This window comes from Pseudomonas fluorescens (assembly GCF_002022275.1).
Classification (GTDB): domain Bacteria; phylum Pseudomonadota; class Gammaproteobacteria; order Pseudomonadales; family Pseudomonadaceae; genus Aquipseudomonas; species Aquipseudomonas fluorescens_AJ.
In genome coordinates this window covers 24,046-43,012 of record NZ_MSDF01000014.1, presented here as the reverse complement: position 1 = coordinate 43,012, position 18,967 = coordinate 24,046, and the positions used below count along the sequence as shown (strand labels likewise).

Here is an 18,967-nt window from a genome sequence, read left to right as displayed (position 1 = left end):
TGCCGCTGCCTTACTGTGATTTACGAACCCGCAGGTACCACTCGGACAGCAGCCGTACCTGTTTGTCGGTGTAGCCACGCTCGACCATTCGTGTGACGAAGTCGTTGTGTTTTTGCTGGTCCTCCTTGCTGGCCTTGGCGTTGAAGCTGATAACCGGCAGCAGATCCTCGGTGTTGGAGAACATTTTCTTCTCGATGACCACCCGCAGCTTCTCGTAGCTGAGCCAGGTCGGGTTCTTGCCGTTGTTGTTGGCCCGGGCGCGCAGCACGAAGTTGACAATTTCGTTGCGGAAGTCCTTCGGATTGCTGATGCCGGCGGGTTTTTCGATCTTCTCCAGCTCCTCGTTGAGGGCCACGCGGTTGAGGATTTCGCCGGTTTCCGGGTCGCGGTATTCCTGGTCCTGAATCCAGAAGTCGGCGTACAACACGTAGCGGTCGAAGATGTTCTGGCCGTACTCGCTGTAGGACTCCAGGTACGCGGTCTGGATTTCCTTGCCGATAAACTCGATGTAGCGCGGTGCCAGGTATTCCTTGAGGAAACGCAGGTAGCGCTCGCGGGTTTCGGCCTGGAATTGCTCCTGTTCTATCTGCTGTTCCAGCACATACAGCAGGTGCACCGGGTTGGCGGCAATTTCGTGGGGGTCGAAGTTGAAGACTTTGGACAGAATCTTGAACGCAAACCGTGTCGACAGGCCGTTCATGCCCTCGTCCACACCCGCGGTGTCACGGTACTCCTGGATCGACTTGGCTTTCGGGTCGGTGTCCTTGAGGTTTTCGCCGTCGTACACGCGCATCTTCGAATAAATGTTCGAGTTTTCCGGCTCCTTGAGGCGCGACAGCACGGTGAACTGCGCCAGCATTTTCAGGGTGTCGGGTGCGCAATGTGCTTTGGCCAGCGAGCTGTTGAACAGCAGCTTGTCGTAAATCTTGATCTCATCGCTGACCCGCAGGCAGTACGGCACTTTGACGATATAGATCCGGTCGATGAAGGCTTCGTTATTCTTGTTGTTGCGGAAGGTGTGCCATTCCGATTCGTTGGAGTGGGCCAACAGGATCCCGGTGAACGGAATTGCGCCCAGACCTTCGGTACTGTTGTAGTTGCCTTCCTGGGTGGCAGTGAGCAGTGGGTGCAGCACCTTGATCGGCGCCTTGAACATCTCCACGAACTCCATCAGGCCCTGGTTGGCCCGGCACAGTGCGCCCGAGTAGCTGTAGGCGTCGGCGTCGTTCTGTGGGTATTCCTCCAGCTTGCGGATATCGACCTTGCCGACCAGCGCCGAAATATCCTGGTTGTTCTCGTCGCCGGGCTCGGTTTTGGCCACGCCGATCTGGTTGAGGATCGACGGGTAGAGTTTCACCACGCGGAACTGGCTGATGTCGCCGCCAAACTCGGACAGACGCTTGGTCGCCCAGGGCGACATGATGGTGTTGAGGTAGCGCCGTGGGATGCCGAAGTCTTCTTCGAGGATCGCGCCATCTTCCGTGGCGTTGAACAGGCCCAAGGGCGACTCGAAGACCGGCGAGCCCTTGATGGCGTAGAAGGGCACCTTCTCGATCAGCTGTTTGAGTTTTTCAGCCAGGGACGACTTGCCGCCGCCTACCGGGCCGAGCAGGTAGAGAATTTGTTTCTTCTCTTCCAGGCCCTGTGCGGCATGGCGGAAGTAGGAAACGATCTGGTCGATGCATTCTTCCATGCCATGGAAGTCTTCAAAGGCCGGGTAGCGCCGGATCACCTTGTTGGAGAATATTCGCGACAGGCGCGAGTTGTTCGAGGTGTCTACCAGCTCCGGCTCGCCGATGGCCAACAGCAGGCGCTCGGCGGCAGACGCGTAGGTGCTGCGGTCCTTTTTGCACAGGTCGAGATACTCTTGCAGCGTGAGTTCTTCCTGCTGGGTGGACTCGAAGCGGTTTTGGAAGTGGCTAAAGATACTCATGACGTCGTCACCTCGCTCGATACGTGGAGCCGACGCCGGATCAATCAGTCGATGCTGGCAGCCATGGGTGATTGCCCATGGCTGTTTTCCCCCCAGAACACCCTGAAACGCTACCGATGACCCGCACGCCGGTGTACCGGCTCTCCCCTGATTCGGATGGCCTGCGCTTAAGGATAGTTCGGAATCGGGGAGGTCAAGGCGGGATATGTAATTAGTTTGGCTGCGCCGTTCGTCAGAAACGGCGCGAGCCCAAGCGTCACGCGGGGTAGCGGGGTGTGAAAAAAATTATTGCGAATCGCCGGAGGCAATTTCCGCAGGATAGGTCGTACGCCACAGCTCAAAGCCGCCGTCCAGGCTGTAGACGTCGGAGAACCCTTGGCTGATCAGATAGGCCGCCGCGCTCTGGCTGGAATTGCCGTGGTAGCAGGCCACGATTACCGGCGCGTCGAGGTCGGCGGCGCGGATGAAATCGGCGATGTTGACGTTGTCCAGATGCTGGGCGCCGGTGATGTGGCCAGCCACATAGGTCGGTTGGTCCCGGATGTCGACAACCACGGCACCCTTCTCGCGCAGGGCTTGGGCTTGTTCGGGAGGGATACGTTTGAATTCGCTCATGGGAGGCTCCTAGGGCTTGGCGGCGGCCGGCAGTGTTACGGAAAGGGGCGATTCACACTGGCAGCTCAAGCGCTCGCCGGTGTCGATGTTCATCAAGGTCATGCTGCCCCCCCACACGCAACCGGTGTCGAGGGCGAACACGCCAGGTTCGTCGCATTTGCCTTCCAGGGCCGCCCAGTGGCCGAAGATGATCTTCGTGTCACGGGTCTTGCGCTCCTTATGGGCAAACCACGGCTTGTAGCCGGGCAGCGCGGTGTCGGCGCCTTCTTTGCTCTTGAGGTCCAGCTTGCCCTCGGCGGTGCAAAAGCGCATCCGCGTAAAGTAGTTGGTGATCACGCGCAAACGGGTCACGCCGCTGAGGTCGTTATCCCACTTCACCGGCTCGTTGCCGTACATGCCATCGAGGTAGGCGGTGTAGAGGTTATCGTCGGCCAGTGCGCTTTCGACTTCGGCGGCGCACTTGAGGGCTTTCTTGATAGTCCACTGGGGCGGGATGCCGGCATGCACCAAGGCCATGTTGCGGCCTTCGTCGTAATGCATGAGCTTTTGCCTACGCAGCCAGTCGAGCAGTGGGGCGCGGTCGGGCGCCTCAAGGATTTCGCGCAGGGTGTCGCCTTTCTTCAGGCGCTCAATATTATTGCCGGCCGCCAGCAAGTGCAGGTCATGGTTGCCCAGCACGCACACCAGGGAATCGCGCAAGCTATATAAGTAGCGCAGGGTTTCCAGGGACTCGGGGCCACGGTTGACCAGATCGCCGACCAACCACAGGCGATCTTTCGCCGGGTCGAAGGCCACGCGGTCCAGCAAGCACTTGAGGGGTTCCAGACAGCCTTGCAGGTCACCGACCGCATACGTCGCCATCAGTGCAGGGCTCCCGGCACTGCAAGGCGGAAGGGCGCGATGATGGCGTCGAACAGTTTCCCGTCGGTCGCCTTCATCTGATACGAGCCTTGCATGGTACCGACCTTGGAGGTCATGACCGTGCCGCTGCTGTAAGTGTGGCTGGCGCCGATGTCGATCAACGGTTGCTGACCCACCACGCCTGCGCCGCGTACTTCCTCGACCTGGCCGTCACCGTCGGTGATCACCCAGTGGCGCGACAGCAGCTTGGCCGGCACCTGGCCGTTGTTCTTCACCGTGATGGTGTAGGCAAAGGCAAAGCGGTTCTGGTCAGGTTGCGATTGGTCCGCGAGGAAGCGGGTGACGACGCTGACGTCGATCTGATAGCGAGGATCGGACATGCAAGAGGCCTTAAAAGCAAAGCGGAGGACAGCAGATGCGGATCAGTCTAGGCCATGAGCAGGGCACTAGGCCAGACATGCTGTCTGGCTCTTGGGCGCAATGGCCTAGCGAGCGCTTTCAGTATGACGCAGGACAAATGTGGGAGCGGGCTTGCCCGCGATGGCGGTGGGTCAGTCAATGGTATGTCGACTGATAGTCCGCTATCGCGGGCAAGCCCGCTCCCACATGGGTATCGAGTTGCCGTTTATTCGGCTGCTGGGGCAGGCTGGATGGCAAGCTGGTCAGCCAGTCGCACAAACGCGGCCAGGTCCAGTTGCTCGGGACGCAGGCTGCCATCGACGCCGGCGGCTTCGATTTCCGCGTTGCTCAGCAGGGCTTTGAGCGTGTTGCGCAGGGTCTTGCGGCGTTGGTTGAACGCTTCGCGTACCACGCGCTCCAGCAACTTGTGGTCCTTGGCCGGGTGCGGCAGCACCGCGTGCGGTACCAGGCGCACGATGGCCGAGTCGACCTTCGGCGGCGGGTTGAACGCGCCAGGGCCGACGTTGAACAGGTGTTCCACGCGGCAATGGTACTGAACCATGATCGACAGGCGACCCCAATCACCACCGCCAGGGCCCGCCGCCAAACGCTCAACCACTTCTTTTTGCAGCATGAAGTGCATGTCGCGGATGATCCCGGCGTTGTTCAGCAGGTGGAAAATCAGCGGCGTGGAGATGTTGTACGGCAGGTTGCCGACAACGCGCAGGCTGTTCGGCGCGGCATTCAGGCTGTTGAAGTCGAACTTCAGTGCATCGCCCTGGTGCAGATTGAAGTTGGGCTGGCCGGCGAACTGCTGGTTGAGGATCGGGATCAGGTCCTTGTCCAGTTCAACCACGTCCAGCTGGCCGCCACTGTTGAGCAGGCCCTTGGTCAGCGCGCCTTGGCCCGGGCCGATTTCCAGCAAGCGGTCTTCCGGCTTGGCGTGGATGGAGCGCAGGATGCGGTCGATTACGCCAGCGTCGTGCAGGAAGTTTTGCCCGAAGCGCTTGCGCGCTCGGTGTTGGTAATGCTCAGTCATATACGGGTCTCGGCCATCTGATAGGCGGTTTCCAGGGCCACGTGCAGGCTGCCGGTATCGATCTTGCCGCTACCTGCCAGGTCCAGGGCAGTGCCATGGTCGACGGAGGTGCGGATGATCGGCAGGCCCAGTGTCACGTTGACGGCGGCGCCGAAGCCTTTGTACTTCAGCACGGGCAGCCCCTGGTCATGGTACATCGCCAGCACTGCGTCGCAGTGCTCCAGATATTTGGGGGTAAACAGAGTGTCCGCAGGCAATGGGCCACGCAGGTCCATGCCTTCTTGGCGCAAACGCTCCAAGGTCGGTTCAATGATGTCGATTTCTTCACGGCCCAGGTGGCCGCCTTCACCGGCGTGCGGGTTGAGCCCGCAGACCAGGATGCGCGGTTGGGCGATGCCGAATTTCTGTTGCAGGTCGGCGTGCAGGATGCGCGTGACACGTTCCACACGTTCGGCGGTGATGGCGTCGGCGATATCACGCAGCGGCAGATGCGTTGTCACCAGGGCCACGCGCAGGCCGCGCGTCGCGAGCATCATCACTACTTGAGCGGTGTGGGTCAGTTCGGCAAGGAATTCGGTGTGGCCGGAAAAGGCGATCCCGGATTCGTTGATCACGCCCTTGTGCACCGGGGCAGTGATCATGCCGGCAAAATCGCCGTCGATACAGCCACGCCCTGCGCGGGTCAGGGTTTCCAGCACGAAAGCCGCATTGGCCTTGTCCAGCCTCCCGGCCACCACGTTGGCCGCAAGTGGGGTGTCCCACACATACAGGCTGCCTGCGGGTGCGGGAACATCGGGCCAGTTGCCCGGCGCCACATCCAGCAAGTTGACAGCCACACCCAGCTGCGCGGCCCGCTCAATGAGCAAGTCGCGGCTGGTAATGGCGATCAGGGGGTGTGGCTGAGGTTGCGAGGCGAGTAGCAGGCACAGGTCTGGACCAATGCCGGCCGGCTCGCCGGGTGTTACCGCGAAACGCTGGGGTTTCACTGAGTGGCCTGATCCGCGCCTGTTTGCTCGGCGGCGGGCAGCTTGTTTTCCACGTAGGCTTCGTCACGGATCTGACGCAACCAGGTTTGCAGCTCTTCGTCGTATTTGCGGTTACGCAATACGGTCAGTGCTTGTTGCTCGCGGGCTTGCGTGGTGTTGTCGGTGGCGCGACGGCCAAGGACTTCCAGCACATGCCAGCCGTATTGGGTCTTGAACGGCTTGGACAGAACGCCTTGCGGGGTCTTGGCCATGACGTCCTGGAACTCCGGCACCAACGCCTTCGGGTCGATCCAGTTCAGGTCGCCACCGTTGAGGGCAGAACCCGGGTCTTCCGAGAAGCTCTTGGCCAAGGTGGCGAAATCTTCACCGCCTTCGATACGGTCATAGATCTTCTGGGCCAATTCCTTGGTTTGCGCTTCAGTGCGGATTTCGCTTGGTTTGACCAGGATGTGACGAACATGAACTTCGTCTTTCAGCGAGGTCTCGCCGCCACGTTTGCCCAGCAACTTGAGGATGATGAAACCACCTGGAGTGCGGGCCGGCTGAGTAATACCGCCCACTTCCATGGCGCTCAACTCGCGGTCAAACGGAGGAGGCAGTTGAGCGGCTTTACGCCAGCCCATATCACCACCGTCGAGGGCGTTGTCACTGCCGGACACGGCAATGGCGGTCTGGGAGAAGTCGGCGCCGGCTTTCAGGCGGTCATAAACAGCCTGAGTTTTTGCGGCGGCGGCATTGAGCTGCTCGGCGTTGGCGCTGTCCGGAGTAGGGATCAGGATGTTGGCCAGGTGCAGTTCTTCAGAAAGCTGCTGCTTGCCAAGGTCCGACGCGAGGAAGTTCTTCACTTCCTGCTCCGACACCTGAACCCGCTCGGCCACACGGCGCTGACGCACACGGCTGATGATCATTTCACGCTTGATCTGGTCACGCGCGTCCTCATAGGACAGGCCGTCGTGAGCCAGAGCGGCGCGGAACTGGTCAATGCTCATGTTGTTACGCTGAGCGATGGTGCCAACGGCCTGGTTCAGTTCTTCGTCCGAAATACGGATGCCCGAGCGATCGCCGATCTGCAGTTGCAGGTTTTCGACGATCAGGCGTTCCAGCACCTGCGGCTCCAGCACGCTGGTAGGCGGCACGCCACCACCGCGCTTGGCGATGGATTGCTGAACTTCCTTGACCCGTTGGTCCAGTTGGCTCTGCATGATCACGTCGTTATCGACGATGGCGGCCACTTTATCCAGTTGCTGAACCGCAGCGTGTGCCGAAGCGGTCCCCAGGAACAGCGCGCCCAGTACGAGCGGGCGCAGACAATCAGAAAGCTTGATCTTCACGTTCACGATAACCTTCAATGCCTTTGTCGAGGAAGCTCTCTACCTTGGCGCCAGTCAGGCCGCCGAGTCCTTTAAGGACGATCTGGAAGAAGAGCCCGTGGTCACCCTTTTCGTTAAGGGGGGCGATCTGGGTATATTCGTCGTTGGAAACCCAGTAGCGGTTGATGACGCGCAATTTCCAGCAGCAGTTGTCGTACTCGAAGCCACCGAAGGCTTCCAGGGTACGGTTGCGGGCATAGTCATACTGCCAGCGGGTGATCAGGTTCCACTGCGGAACGATCGGCCACATCATCGAGAAGTCGTGTTGCTGGATTTTGTAGTAATCCTTGATGAAGGTGGACGGATCGGATGCGCTGCCATAGTCGCCGCCGAATTGCCATTTGCCGGTCAATTGGTTGTAAACAACCTGGTCGTTGCGATAGCGATAACCGAGGTTGATAACCTTGTTCGGGTTGTCTTCCGGCTGGTAGTGGAACATCGCACTGCCAGAGCGTGGGCTGTGGCTGGTAGGGTCCCAGTTGTAGTCCGCAGTGGCGCGCCAGTCACGGTTAAACCGGAACGAGTAGTCCAGAGCAATCGGCGAGACATCTTCGTGTGCGTCGTCGCGGGTTGCCGCGTCAATACCCGGCAGCTGTACTTCGCGATCCTTGAAGTACACCGCTTGACCGATGCTGACACGTTGGCGCTCGAAACCGTTGTCTTGAATCCAGCGGCTGGTCAGGCCCAGCGACAGTTTGTTTTCGTCACCAATACGGTCACCACCACTGAAGCGGTTATCGCGGAACAACGAATCGAAGCTGAACGGGGTCTCGCTGGTGTCGAAGACTGGAATGTCTTTCTGATCTTTATTTGGTACGTAGAGATAGAACAGACGTGGTTCCAGTGTTTGACGGTAATTGCTGCCGAACCAGTCAGTGTTGCGGTCGAAGTACAGGCCGCTGTCGATACTGGCAATTGGTACGGCGCGGTCTTGGGAGCTGTTGAACGACTCACCCAGCGCAGAGGCGCCGAATCGATTAATCAACAGGTCATTCTTGCCGGTATTGTCCAAATCAAGATCGTACTTGGTATAGACATATTTAAGCTTTGGCGTGATGAACCCGTAGGTCCAGTTCAACGGCAGAGATACGCTTGGTGCTGCAGTCAAGCGCGTGCCATTGGCGCGGTTCAAGCCCAAAACGTTGTTATCGAGACGCGAGGTCACATTCCCGTCTTCGTCGGTAAAATCACCTTTCTCAAGGTCTCGATCAAACCGCACTGCTTCGGTTTGATAGTCGAAGTTCAGCCCGCCCGGATGATAAGGCAGTGCACCGTTGAAGGTGATCTGCGGCAAACGGTCGTATGGAGTGATCTGCGAAACGGTCGCCAGTTGATACGCCTGGAGGTTCAAGCGCGCCTGATACGAGTCGCCGCTATAGGTCACGGAACCTTGCTGGTTCACGTAATCCTGGGATTTAACACCTTCTTCGAACGTCTTCAGATCCTGGAAAAAGTAAGGATCGCTGATGTTGGTGTAGTCAACCTGCGTCGTCAGCCGCGAATCCAGCCCGCCTTTATGCTGCCAATTGATCATGTAGCGGGTTTTTTCGTAATCGGTCTGGTTCTTCCGCTCGTCGTTATCGTCATTCAGGTACGCGCCGCCGAACTGACCTTCGCTGGATTTGGTGAGGTAGCGGAATTCGCCCTCAACCATCATGCCGCGCTTGGTCATGTACTGCGGATACAACGTGGCGTCGTAGTTCGGTGCCAGGTTGAAGTAGTACGGCGTAACCAGTGTGAAGCCGGTTTCGCTGCCAGTGCTGAAGCTTGGCGGCAGGAAGCCGGACTGACGACGGTCGTCGATCGGGAAATAGATATACGGGGTGTACAGGATCGGAATGTTCTTGATCCGCAACGTCGCGTTGGTCGCCGTACCGAAACCGGTGGCCGGGTTCAACGTGATGTTGTTGCCTTTGAGCTGCCAGGCGTTGCTGTCCGGCTCACAGGTGGTGTACGTACCGTCCTTGAGACGGATGATCGCGTTCTCGGCACGCTTGGCGTACAGCGCGTTACCGCGGACACGCGATTTGTGCAGCACGTATTCGGCATTGTCGATCTGGGCCGCGCCGGTATCGAGCTGAACCTGGGCGTGGTCGCCGACGATCAGGGCGCCGTTGTCGCGCAGACGGACATCACCGTTCAGCTCGCCACGGTTTTCGGCCTGATACAGGCTGGCTTCCTGAGCCTCCAGCTGCATGCTGCCCTGGCGCATGACGACGTCACCGGCCAGGGTCGCGACTTGTTGTTCCTGCTCGTAACGAGAGACCTTGGCACCGATGAAGGTCGGCGCATCGCTCTTGTTCGTCTTGTCGTTCATGCCAGGACGCATCGGCTCGATGTACGCGCCGGAGCAATAAGGGCCGGTTTCAGCCAGTTGGGCTGCGGTCAGCTTATCGCGGGGCACCCAGTCCAGGTGGCTGTAGTCGGCACTGCGCGAACGCAGGCCACGGCCCTTGGCTTCGGTAACGAGCGCGGTCTTCGGCTCGGCCGCGGCAGTGCCGCCAGCGGCGGCCTGGGCCGTGTCGCCGGCAGCACTGACGGCTGCACCGTCATGCACCGGGCGCGGTGGTAATGGGGCTGCGGCGGTTTTCGGCGCGCAATCCCAGGCACCCGAAGCAGAGACTGAGCAGTCATACTGTTCCGCGGCGACCACGAATGAGGTGGCGAAAGGTTGCATGGCCAGCAGACTGCCGGTTACCAGCAACGGAAATTTTCTACGAAACGCGGGGGATTTCAATGCCATCTTATTAGTCCGGGCTTCCTGCGTGCCATCTGCCCGCGGTGTGGGCCGCACGCCTCTCGATGGTCTGAAAAAGATGCGTGATAATAAAGCATGACCCGCTTGACGGCTAGCGCCGTCGGAGACCCTTGTAATGCCCGAGCAAGATCTACGTTTACAACAGCTGGAAGTCTGGCTGGAAGAGCAGTTGCCGATCCTTTTCAACGCTCAAGACTGGGGTGCCGTACCCCCGGCCACATTGACCGCGGCCAGCAGCGACGCGAGTTTCAGGCGTTACTTCCGGTGGGAGGGTGGCGATCATTCTTTCGTCGTCATGGACGCGCCACCCCCCCAGGAAAACTGCAAACCTTTCGTCGATATCGCTGATTTACTCGCGAAATCCGGAATTAATGTGCCAAAAATTTATGCAGAAGATTTGCCGCGCGGCTTTCTTTTGCTGAATGACCTGGGCAGAAAGACCTATCTGGACGTCATTGACGAGCAAAATGCCGATCAATTGTTCGCCGATGCCATCGATGCACTGCTGGCATTTCAGCAATTGCCGATGGACGCGCCATTGCCCAGCTATGACGTCGCCTTGTTGCGCCGTGAGCTGGAATTGTTTCCGGAGTGGTACGTGCGCCGGCACTTGGGTATCGACTTCGATACCCGGCAGCAGGCCCTCTGGCAGCGCGTCAGCGATCACCTGATCGACAGCGCCCTGGCTCAGCCCAAAGTGCTGGTGCATCGCGACTATATGCCGCGCAACCTGATGATCAGCGAACCGAACCCCGGCGTGCTGGATTTCCAGGACGCGGTCTACGGCCCGGTGACCTATGACATCACCTGCCTGTTCAAGGATGCGTTTCTCAGCTGGCCCCAGGCCCGTGTGCGCGAGTGGCAGCGCGGTTATTGGGAACGTGCCGGCAAGCTGGGCATTCCGGTGCAGGCAGATTTCGACGAGTTCCTGCGGGCCAGCGACCTGATGGGCGTGCAGCGTCACCTGAAGGTGATCGGCATTTTTGCGCGCATCTGCCACCGCGACGGCAAGCCCCGCTACCTGGCGGACGTGCCGCGCTTCTTTGCTTATATAGAAGCAGTACTGGCCGACCGGCCTGAGTTGAATGAATTGGGCGAGCTGCTGGCCAGCCTGCGCCAGCCTGCCGAGGCGATCCGATGAAAGCGATGATCCTGGCGGCCGGAAAAGGCGAGCGCATGCGCCCGCTGACCTTGCACACGCCCAAGCCGCTGGTGCAGGCCGGCGGCAAGCGGTTGATCGAGTATCACCTGGAAGCGCTGGCCAGGGCTGGCTTCAACGATATCGTGATCAACCATGCCTGGCTCGGTCAGCAGATTGAAAGTTACCTGGGTGACGGCGCGCAGTTTGGCTTGCGCATCCAGTATTCCGCCGAAGGGGAGCCGCTGGAAACCGGTGGCGGGATTTTCAAGGCATTGCCGCTGCTGGGTGACGAACCCTTCCTGCTGGTCAATGGCGACATCTGGACCGATTACGACTTCGCCCAACTGCGCCAGCCGCTTCAGGGGCTGGCGCACCTGGTCATGGTCGATAACCCGGCGCATCACCCTTCCGGCGGGGATTTCTACCTCGATCAGGGTTTGCTTCATGATGCCGCGCCCTGTGCCGATAACCTGACCTTCAGTGGCATTTCAGTGCTCGACCCGCAATTGTTCGCGGGTTGCAGTGCCGGTGCCTTCAAGCTGGCGCCGCTGCTGCGCGCGGCGATGGCCAAAGGTCTGGTAACGGGGGAGCACATGACGGGACGCTGGGTTGACGTAGGCACGCTGGAACGCCTGGCGCAGGTTGAAACCCTGCTGACTGCGGGGCAATAGGATGTTGTGGCCAGGGACGCTGATCGGCGCCGGGGCTGGCTTTGCCGTTGCCAGTATTCCGGGGGCTTTGTTGGGTGCACTGCTGGGGCAGGCGCTGGACCGCCGCCTGCAATTGCAAAGCTGGGCGCAGTTGCGCGAGCGTTTGGGCGGTCGCCCGGCGTTGCGCAATGACGAATTACTGTTTGTGCTGTTGGGGCGCCTGGCCAAAAGTAATGGCCGGGTCGTGGATGGGCATATCCAGCAGGCGCGCCTGGAGATGCGCTCGCTGGACATGACCGAGCCGGCCCGGCGTCGGGCTATTTCGGCATTTAATCGCGGCAAGTCTGGCTCGGATCGGGTGCGCACTTATTTGCGCGTACTCAAGGCCCAGCCCCATGCCGCCGAAGGGGTGCTGCGCGCGTGCTGGCGCATGGCCTGGGCGGATGGCCGGGCAGATGACGCCGAGCGCGACTTGATCGAGCTGTGGGGCAAATGGCTGGGCTGGACACCGCAACAGCTCAAGGCGTTGGCGTCTGACTATGTTCAGGAGCGCAAGCCGCTGGCTAACCGTGCCGGGGCTTATCAGGACGCGTTGCGAATGCTGGGGGTGACGTCCACCACCGAGCCATCAGTGATCAAGCGGGCGTATCGCCGCCTGCTCAGCCGTCACCATCCGGACAAAATTGCCGGCAGTGGTGCCAGCCCTGCGCAGGTGCACGAGGCGACCGAACGGACGCGTGAATTGCATAACGCCTATACGTTGATTCGCGAGCGGCGGGATTTTCGGTAGTTACCTCGGTTCGACCTGATAACCCAATACCCTGTGGGAGCTGGCTTGCCTGCGATGCAAGCACCTCGGTGTGTCAGTTGCACCGCAGTGATGCTATCGCAGGCAAGCCAGCTCCCACAGTTGATCGGGTTATCACCTTTAAATCAGTCGGCAGCAGCCTGCGGACTCAACCACCCACGAACCCGCCGATACAACTGTTCCTGCTCGGCCGAACTGTCGCCGGGCACGGCCTTGAGTGACACCTGTTTATAGCCCGTATTCTTCGCACGCTTGGCCGCCTGAACCCGCGCCAATGCATTTTTGCGATCCTGCTCGCCATCCTGATAAAACACATCCGCCGTCGGTACTTTCAGCGCCGGGGCCAGTTGTTGCAGATCCGGCTGACGGCCCGCAGGCGTTTTACCCGCCACCATCACCAGCTTTTGCACCTGGGCCGGTTGCTTCTCGCTCAAGTAACGCGCGGCCCACCAGGCACCGGTGCCATGGCCGAGCAACACTACGCTGCGCGCGCTCTGGGTCTGGGCGAAGGCCACGGCGGCATCGATGCGGTCGAAAATGCGCTTGGCGTCGGTGTTGTCTTGCTCATCGGCGCCCGGCACCACGGCCGGGTCAGTGCCTTCAGCTTCAGCGCTGGCGGCTTGCTCGATAGGTTTGGCGGCGGTGCTGCCGTCTTTGCTGCTGGTATCGACGGCAGCCTTGGGAGGTTCCATGACCCGTGGCGGGAGGGTGTCCATGTTCACATCCGGTAACGAAAGACTGAGGGTGCCCCAGCTGGCGTCCGGCAATTTGTTGCGCAGTGGCGCGATTGCTTGCGGCCAGTCAGCACTTTCGCCTGCGCCCGGCACGATAATCACCACACCTTCGGGCTCGGCGCTGTTGGCCGGTTTCCACAGGGCGAGGAATGAGTCACTGCCCGCCTGCAATTGTTGCTGCTCGTGTTGCGGGATCTGCCGCTCGAGGGCGCTGGCTTCTTGCGCGCTACGGTCGGGCAGGGGCTGGCGCTCAGCCGGTTTTTCAGCGGCGGGCGCAGGTGCGTCGGCGGCCTGAACAGAAAAGGCGCTGGTAAATAGCAGCGACAGGCACAATGCTGGCAGTGCCGAACGGTGGAAAAAGGGCATCGTTAATTCCCGGCCAGAAGTGATTCCAGCAGCCTAATGGGTTGGTCAGTATTTGTCAGTGATGTGAGACGTGGATCATGGGTTTTCGCTGTCTGCTGGTTATCGGCTGCATGTGCTTTGCCTTGATGGCAACGGCTGCGCCTGCGCCTGCCGCACCCCAGGCGCAATTGAGTGCGCAGCAGCGTGAATGGCTGGCGCAGCGCCCGGAGCTGCGGGTGGGCGTGGTGCTGCAGGCGCCGTACGCGCAATACGACCGACGCCTGCAGCGGTTATCCGGCGCGAATGTGGAATTGATACAGATGTTGGCCAAGGCGCTGAACATCGAGCTGTTGTGGCGCAATTTCCCGACCCAGGAACAACTGGAAGCCGCCGTGCGTGACGGCGAGGTGGACATCGCCCCCGGCCTGCAGCAAACCCCGGCCGGCTTGCGCCTGTGGTTATTTACCGATCCCTATATGCGCGTGCCTCAGCACATCATTGGCATTCGCGACGGCGGCGGCGCGGTGGAGCTGGAAAAGCTCGACGAGCAATCCCGTGTTGCCGTACGCATGCCCAGCGCCGTGGCCGATTACCTGCGCAGCACCTACCCCAATCTGAACCTGCAAGGCGTGCCCATGGAGCGCCAGGCCTTGCAATTACTGGTCAGCCAGCAGGCGCGCTACGCCGTGGTCGACGAGGCGCAATTGAGCCGGCTGTCGGGCGAGGCGGAATTCGCCGGGCTGGCCGTGGTGGGCGACATCGGCCTGCCTCAACTACTGCGGGTGGCCACGCGCCGCGAGTGGCCGGAACTGGCGACCATCATGCAAAGCGCCTTGCGCGCGATACCGGCCCGCGACCTCGACCAATTGCACAGCCGCTGGCTGCAACCCAAATACCCTCGCCTGACCGAGTCCCCCGGCCTGTGGCAAAACCTTTGCCTGCTATTAAGCCTGTTCCTGCTCGCCAGCCTGGCGGTGGTGGTCTGGCAGCGTCGCCAGCAACGTGTGCTCGAACACAGCCTGCTGGCGGCCCGCGAAGAAAGTGCCGCGCGCGCCGCCGGGGCTGAAGCGCTACGACTGACGCAATTTTCCATCGACCAAAGCACCGTTGGCATTCTCTGGGTCAATTGGGACAGCCACGTGCGCTACGCCAATCGCGCCGCCGAAAGCATGCTGGGTTACTCGCCCGGCGCCTTGATCGAGCGGCCGCTGATCGATTTCGACCCGACGCTGAACATGGACCGCTGGCTCAACCTGTGGAAGCGCGCCCGCGCCAGCGAAGAGGGTCCGCAAAACTTCGCCACCGATTGCCTGCGCGCCGACGGCAGCATCCTGCCCGCCGATGTGTCGCTGAGCTTTCTGCGTTTCGCCGACGGGGAATACCTGGTGGTCTACCTCAATGACGTCACCGAGCGGCGTCGCTACGTGGCCGCGTTGCTGCAAAGCGAGGCGCAGCTGCGTGAGTTGTCGGCCCACCTGGAAACCGTGCGCGAGGAAGAAAAAGCGCGTATCGCCCGTGAAGTCCACGACGAGCTGGGGCAAATGCTCACGGTGCTGAAGCTGGAAACCTCGATGTGCGAGCTGGCCTACGCGCAACTCGATCCCGGCCTCAACGAACGGCTGAACAGCATGAAGCGCCTGATCGCCCAATTGTTCCAGCTGGTGCGCGATGTGGCGACGGCACTGCGCCCGCCGATTCTCGATGCCGGCATCTCCTCGGCCATCGAATGGCAAGCCCGGCGTTTCGAAGCCCGCACGCAACTGCCGTGTCTGGTGCAGGTACCGGACAACCTGCCGGCCCTGAGCGACGCCAAGGCCATCGGCCTGTTCCGGATCTTGCAGGAGGCGCTGACCAATGTGATGCGCCATGCCCAGGCGCATACTGTCGAGCTGACCTTGAGCGTGGAAGGCCAGGACCTGCGGATGACCATCAGCGATGACGGCGTCGGTTTTGTCCAGGGCCAAGGGCGGCCGGTATCGTTCGGTGTGGTCGGCATGCGCGAGCGCGTATTGATGATGGGCGGGCAGATGAGCCTGCACAGCGAACCGGGGGAGGGCACCACCCTGAGCGTCACGGTGCCGCTGGATGCGTGACTATAAAAAGAGGAAACCCCTGTGATCCGTGTACTGGTAGCCGAAGACCACACCATCGTGCGTGAAGGCATCAAGCAATTGATCGGCCTGGCCAAAGACCTGCTGGTGGTCGGCGAGGCGAGCAATGGCGAACAGTTGCTGGAAACCTTGCGCCATGTGCCGTGCGAAGTGGTGTTGCTGGACATTTCGATGCCTGGCGTGAATGGCCTGGAAGCCATCGCGCGCATCCGCGCGCTGAGCAACCCGCCGGCGATTCTGGTGCTGTCGATGCACGACGAAGCGCAAATGGCGGCGCGCGCCTTGAAAGTCGGCGCGGCGGGGTACGCCACCAAGGACAGCGACCCGGCGCTGTTGCTCACGGCGATTCGCAAGGTCGCGGCAGGCGGGCGTTACATCGACCCGGACCTGGCTGACCGCATGGTGTTTGAAGTGGGCCTGACCGATAACCGGCCGTTGCATTCGCTGCTGTCGGAGCGCGAGTTCTCGGTGTTCGAGCGCTTGGCTCAGGGCGCCAACGTCAACGACATCGCCGGGCAACTGGCGCTGAGCAGCAAGACCATCAGCACGCACAAGGCGCGCTTGATGCAGAAGCTCAACATCACGTCATTGGCCGAGTTGGTGAAGTACGCCATGGAGCACAAGCTCCTCTAGGATCGTTCCCACGCAGAGCGTGGGAACGATCATGCCTGTTTGCGACTTGTTTTACAGGCGCTGAACCCATTTCAGGCGCCCGCTGTTGGCACACTGTTCCATCCCCGCCAACGCTGTAGGGCAATCCCTACCCCAAACCTTCCATCCGGCTGATGCAATTCTCTCCCGGCCCCCGATTTCCGGGGGCTCGCGCCTGGACTACGCTTGTCTCACAGCAGTCCAAAACACAAAGGTGCGGGTATGAGCGAGGTGGATTCAAATGATGTGCTGGTCAGCTTTCGTGGCGTGCAGAAGAGCTACGACGGCGAGAACCTGATCGTCAAAGACCTCAACCTGGAGATTCGCAAGGGCGAGTTCCTCACCCTGCTCGGGCCGTCCGGTTCGGGCAAGACCACCAGCCTGATGATGCTTGCCGGTTTTGAGACGCCCACCGCCGGGGAAATCCTGCTGGCCGGGCGCTCGATCAACAACGTGCCGCCGCACAAGCGCGACATCGGCATGGTGTTTCAGAACTACGCGTTGTTCCCGCACATGACCGTCGCCGAAAACCTCGCGTTCCCGCTGTCGGTGCGTGGGTTGAGCAAGACCGATATCAGTGAACGGGTCAAACGCGTGCTGAGCATGGTCCAGCTCGACGCCTTCGCCCAGCGCTACCCGGCGCAGCTGTCTGGCGGCCAGCAACAGCGTGTGGCGTTGGCCCGCGCGTTGGTGTTCGAGCCGCAGCTGGTGCTGATGGACGAACCCCTCGGCGCCCTCGACAAGCAACTGCGCGAACACATGCAGATGGAGATCAAGCACCTGCACCAGCGCCTCGGCGTCACCGTGGTGTACGTGACCCACGACCAGGGCGAAGCCTTGACCATGTCCGACCGCGTGGCGGTGTTCCATCAGGGCGAGATCCAGCAGATCGCTGCGCCGCGCACCTTGTACGAAGAGCCGAAAAATACCTTTGTCGCCAACTTTATCGGCGAGAACAACCGCCTCAATGGCCGCCTGCATAGCCACACCGGCGAGCGTTGCGTGGTCGAGCTGGCGCGTGGCGAGAAGGTCGAGGCGCTGGCGGTAAACGTCGGCCAGATCGGCGGCCCGGTGACGCTCTCGGTCCGCCCGGAGCGCGTCAGCCTCAATGGCTCCAGCGAGTCTTGCGTCAACCGCTTCTCGGGGCGCGTGGCCGAATTTATCTACCTGGGCGACCACGTGCGTGTGCGCCTGGAAGTCTGCGGCAAGGCCGATTTTTTTGTGAAACAACCGATTGCCGAGCTGGACCCGGCCCTGGCGGTCGGCGACGTGGTACCGATTGGCTGGCAAGTCGAGCACGTTCGCGCACTCGACCCACTTCTAGAGGCGAATTGATCGCCCCATGGCTTCACCAACCCTGCACGTGGAGAGAACAACAATGTTGAGATCCCTTAAATATTCCGCCCTGGCTATCAGCTTGATGGGCGCGACACAGGCCATGGCAGGCCCGGACCTGACGGTCGTGTCCTTTGGTGGCGCGAACAAGGCGGCTCAGGTCAAAGCCTTTTACGCACCGTGGGAAAGCGCGGGTAACGGCAAGATCGTCGCCGGTGAATACAACGGTGAAATGGCCAAGGTCAAAGCCATGGTCGACACCAAAAGCGTGTCGTGGGACCTGGTGGAAGTGGAGTCCCCGGAATTGTCCCGTGGCTGTGACGAAGACATGTTCGAACCGCTGGACCCGAAACTGTTTGGCGACAACGCGAACTACGTGAAAGGCGCAATCCAGCCGTGTGGCGTGGGCTTCTTTGTGTGGTCCACCGTGCTCGCCTACAACGCCGACAAGTTGGCCAGCGCGCCGACCAGTTGGGCGGATTTCTGGGACACCAAGAAATTCCCGGGCAAGCGCGGCCTGCGTAAAGGCGCCAAGTACACCCTGGAATTCGCACTGATGGCTGACGGCGTTGCGCCGAAGGACGTTTACAAAGTGCTGGCCGGCAAAGATGGCCAGGATCGCGCGTTCAAGAAACTCGACGAGCTCAAGTCATCGATTCAGTGGTGGGAGGCGGGCGCCCAACCGCCTCAGTATCTCGCCTCCGGTGACGTGGTCATGAGCTCGGCCTACAACGGCCGCATCGCTGCCGTGCAAAAGGAAAGCAACCTGAAAGTGGTGTGGAACGGCGGCATCTACGACTTCGACGCCTGGGCCATTCCTAAAGGCCTGGCGAAAGACCGCGCCGAAGCAGCGAAGAAATTCATCGCTTTCTCGGTACAGCCGCAGCAGCAAAAGATCTACTCGGAAAACATCGCCTACGGCCCGGCCAACATCCAGGCGGTTCCGTTGCTGGCCAAGGATATCCTCAAGGACATGCCGACCACCCCGGAAAACATCGCCAACCAGGTGCAGATCGATGTGAGTTTCTGGGCGGATAACGGCGAGCAACTGGAGCAGCGCTTCAATTCGTGGGCTGCCAAGTAAGCAGCAACACCGCATAACCCACTGTGTGAACAGGCTCATGTGGGAGCTGGCTTGCCTGCGATGGCATCAACCGGGTATGTCAGATACCCCGAGGTGTCTGCATCGCAGGCAAGCCAGCTCCCGCAGAAAGCCCCCACCACAGGGGAT

At 60.7% G+C, this 18,967-nt stretch carries 16 protein-coding genes; 7 read left to right on the top strand and 9 right to left on the bottom strand.

What is annotated here, in order from left to right:
- Positions 1–10 precede the first annotated feature (10 nt).
- From BFW87_RS08380 to BFW87_RS08345, 8 genes are all read right to left on the bottom strand, one after another.
- Positions 11–1,933, bottom strand: a complete 1,923-nt coding sequence (locus tag BFW87_RS08380) for a PrkA family serine protein kinase (RefSeq protein ID WP_078739412.1) — start codon at positions 1,931–1,933, stop codon at positions 11–13.
- Positions 1,934–2,218: 285 nt separating this feature from the next.
- The gene (gene glpE, locus BFW87_RS08375) at positions 2,219–2,548 is read right to left on the bottom strand and encodes a thiosulfate sulfurtransferase GlpE (RefSeq protein ID WP_078739411.1); all 330 of its coding nucleotides are present in this window, start codon (positions 2,546–2,548) and stop codon (positions 2,219–2,221) included.
- Positions 2,549–2,557: 9 nt separating this feature from the next.
- Entirely contained in the window at positions 2,558–3,409 is an 852-nt protein-coding gene (locus tag BFW87_RS08370; protein ID WP_078739410.1) for a symmetrical bis(5'-nucleosyl)-tetraphosphatase, read from the bottom strand.
- The gene (apaG, locus tag BFW87_RS08365) at positions 3,409–3,789 is read right to left on the bottom strand and encodes a Co2+/Mg2+ efflux protein ApaG (protein ID WP_078739409.1); all 381 of its coding nucleotides are present in this window, start codon (positions 3,787–3,789) and stop codon (positions 3,409–3,411) included. The genes BFW87_RS08370 and apaG overlap by 1 nt, the downstream gene beginning before the upstream one ends.
- 245 nt (positions 3,790–4,034) lie before the next feature.
- The gene (gene rsmA, locus BFW87_RS08360; RefSeq protein ID WP_078739408.1) at positions 4,035–4,847 is read right to left on the bottom strand and encodes a 16S rRNA (adenine(1518)-N(6)/adenine(1519)-N(6))-dimethyltransferase RsmA; all 813 of its coding nucleotides are present in this window, start codon (positions 4,845–4,847) and stop codon (positions 4,035–4,037) included.
- Positions 4,844–5,833, bottom strand: coding sequence for a 4-hydroxythreonine-4-phosphate dehydrogenase PdxA (gene pdxA / locus BFW87_RS08355; RefSeq protein ID WP_078739407.1), 990 nt, complete (start codon positions 5,831–5,833; stop codon positions 4,844–4,846). Before pdxA ends, rsmA begins: the two co-directional genes overlap by 4 nt.
- Positions 5,830–7,170, bottom strand: coding sequence for a peptidylprolyl isomerase (locus BFW87_RS08350; protein WP_078739406.1), 1,341 nt, complete (start codon positions 7,168–7,170; stop codon positions 5,830–5,832). The genes pdxA and BFW87_RS08350 overlap by 4 nt, the downstream gene beginning before the upstream one ends.
- Positions 7,145–9,946: an LPS-assembly protein LptD gene (locus BFW87_RS08345; protein ID WP_078739404.1), complete on the bottom strand. Its 2,802-nt coding sequence runs from the start codon at positions 9,944–9,946 to the stop codon at positions 7,145–7,147. Before BFW87_RS08345 ends, BFW87_RS08350 begins: the two co-directional genes overlap by 26 nt.
- 130 nt (positions 9,947–10,076) lie before the next feature.
- Between BFW87_RS08345 and BFW87_RS08340 the strand changes: the two genes are divergently transcribed.
- From BFW87_RS08340 to BFW87_RS08330, 3 genes are read left to right on the top strand one after another with little or no spacing between them, the layout of a single operon-like run.
- The gene (locus BFW87_RS08340) at positions 10,077–11,102 is read left to right on the top strand and encodes an aminoglycoside phosphotransferase family protein (protein WP_078739403.1); all 1,026 of its coding nucleotides are present in this window, start codon (positions 10,077–10,079) and stop codon (positions 11,100–11,102) included.
- On the top strand, positions 11,099–11,773 hold the full coding sequence (gene murU, locus BFW87_RS08335) for an N-acetylmuramate alpha-1-phosphate uridylyltransferase MurU (protein WP_078739402.1): 675 nt from the start codon (positions 11,099–11,101) through the stop codon (positions 11,771–11,773). Before BFW87_RS08340 ends, murU begins: the two co-directional genes overlap by 4 nt.
- 1 nt (position 11,774) lies before the next feature.
- Positions 11,775–12,542, top strand: coding sequence for a TerB family tellurite resistance protein (locus tag BFW87_RS08330; protein WP_078739400.1), 768 nt, complete (start codon positions 11,775–11,777; stop codon positions 12,540–12,542).
- Between the two features lie 143 nt (positions 12,543–12,685).
- Here BFW87_RS08330 and BFW87_RS08325 read toward each other — a convergent pair whose 3' ends face one another.
- On the bottom strand, positions 12,686–13,660 hold the full coding sequence (locus BFW87_RS08325; protein ID WP_078739399.1) for an alpha/beta hydrolase family protein: 975 nt from the start codon (positions 13,658–13,660) through the stop codon (positions 12,686–12,688).
- Positions 13,661–13,737: 77 nt separating this feature from the next.
- Here BFW87_RS08325 and BFW87_RS08320 point away from each other — a divergent pair, with 77 nt between their 5' ends.
- From BFW87_RS08320 to BFW87_RS08305, 4 genes are all read left to right on the top strand, one after another.
- On the top strand, positions 13,738–15,732 hold the full coding sequence (locus BFW87_RS08320; protein WP_078739398.1) for a PAS domain-containing sensor histidine kinase: 1,995 nt from the start codon (positions 13,738–13,740) through the stop codon (positions 15,730–15,732).
- A gap of 21 nt (positions 15,733–15,753) precedes the next feature.
- Positions 15,754–16,383: a response regulator gene (locus tag BFW87_RS08315; protein WP_078739397.1), complete on the top strand. Its 630-nt coding sequence runs from the start codon at positions 15,754–15,756 to the stop codon at positions 16,381–16,383.
- Positions 16,384–16,623: 240 nt separating this feature from the next.
- Positions 16,624–17,736, top strand: a complete 1,113-nt coding sequence (locus tag BFW87_RS08310; protein WP_078739396.1) for an ABC transporter ATP-binding protein — start codon at positions 16,624–16,626, stop codon at positions 17,734–17,736.
- A 43-nt stretch (positions 17,737–17,779) separates the two neighbouring features.
- Positions 17,780–18,820 (top strand): ABC transporter substrate-binding protein, encoded by a 1,041-nt coding sequence (locus BFW87_RS08305; RefSeq protein WP_078739395.1) that lies wholly within the window; start codon positions 17,780–17,782, stop codon positions 18,818–18,820.
- Positions 18,821–18,967: the final 147 nt, after the last annotated feature.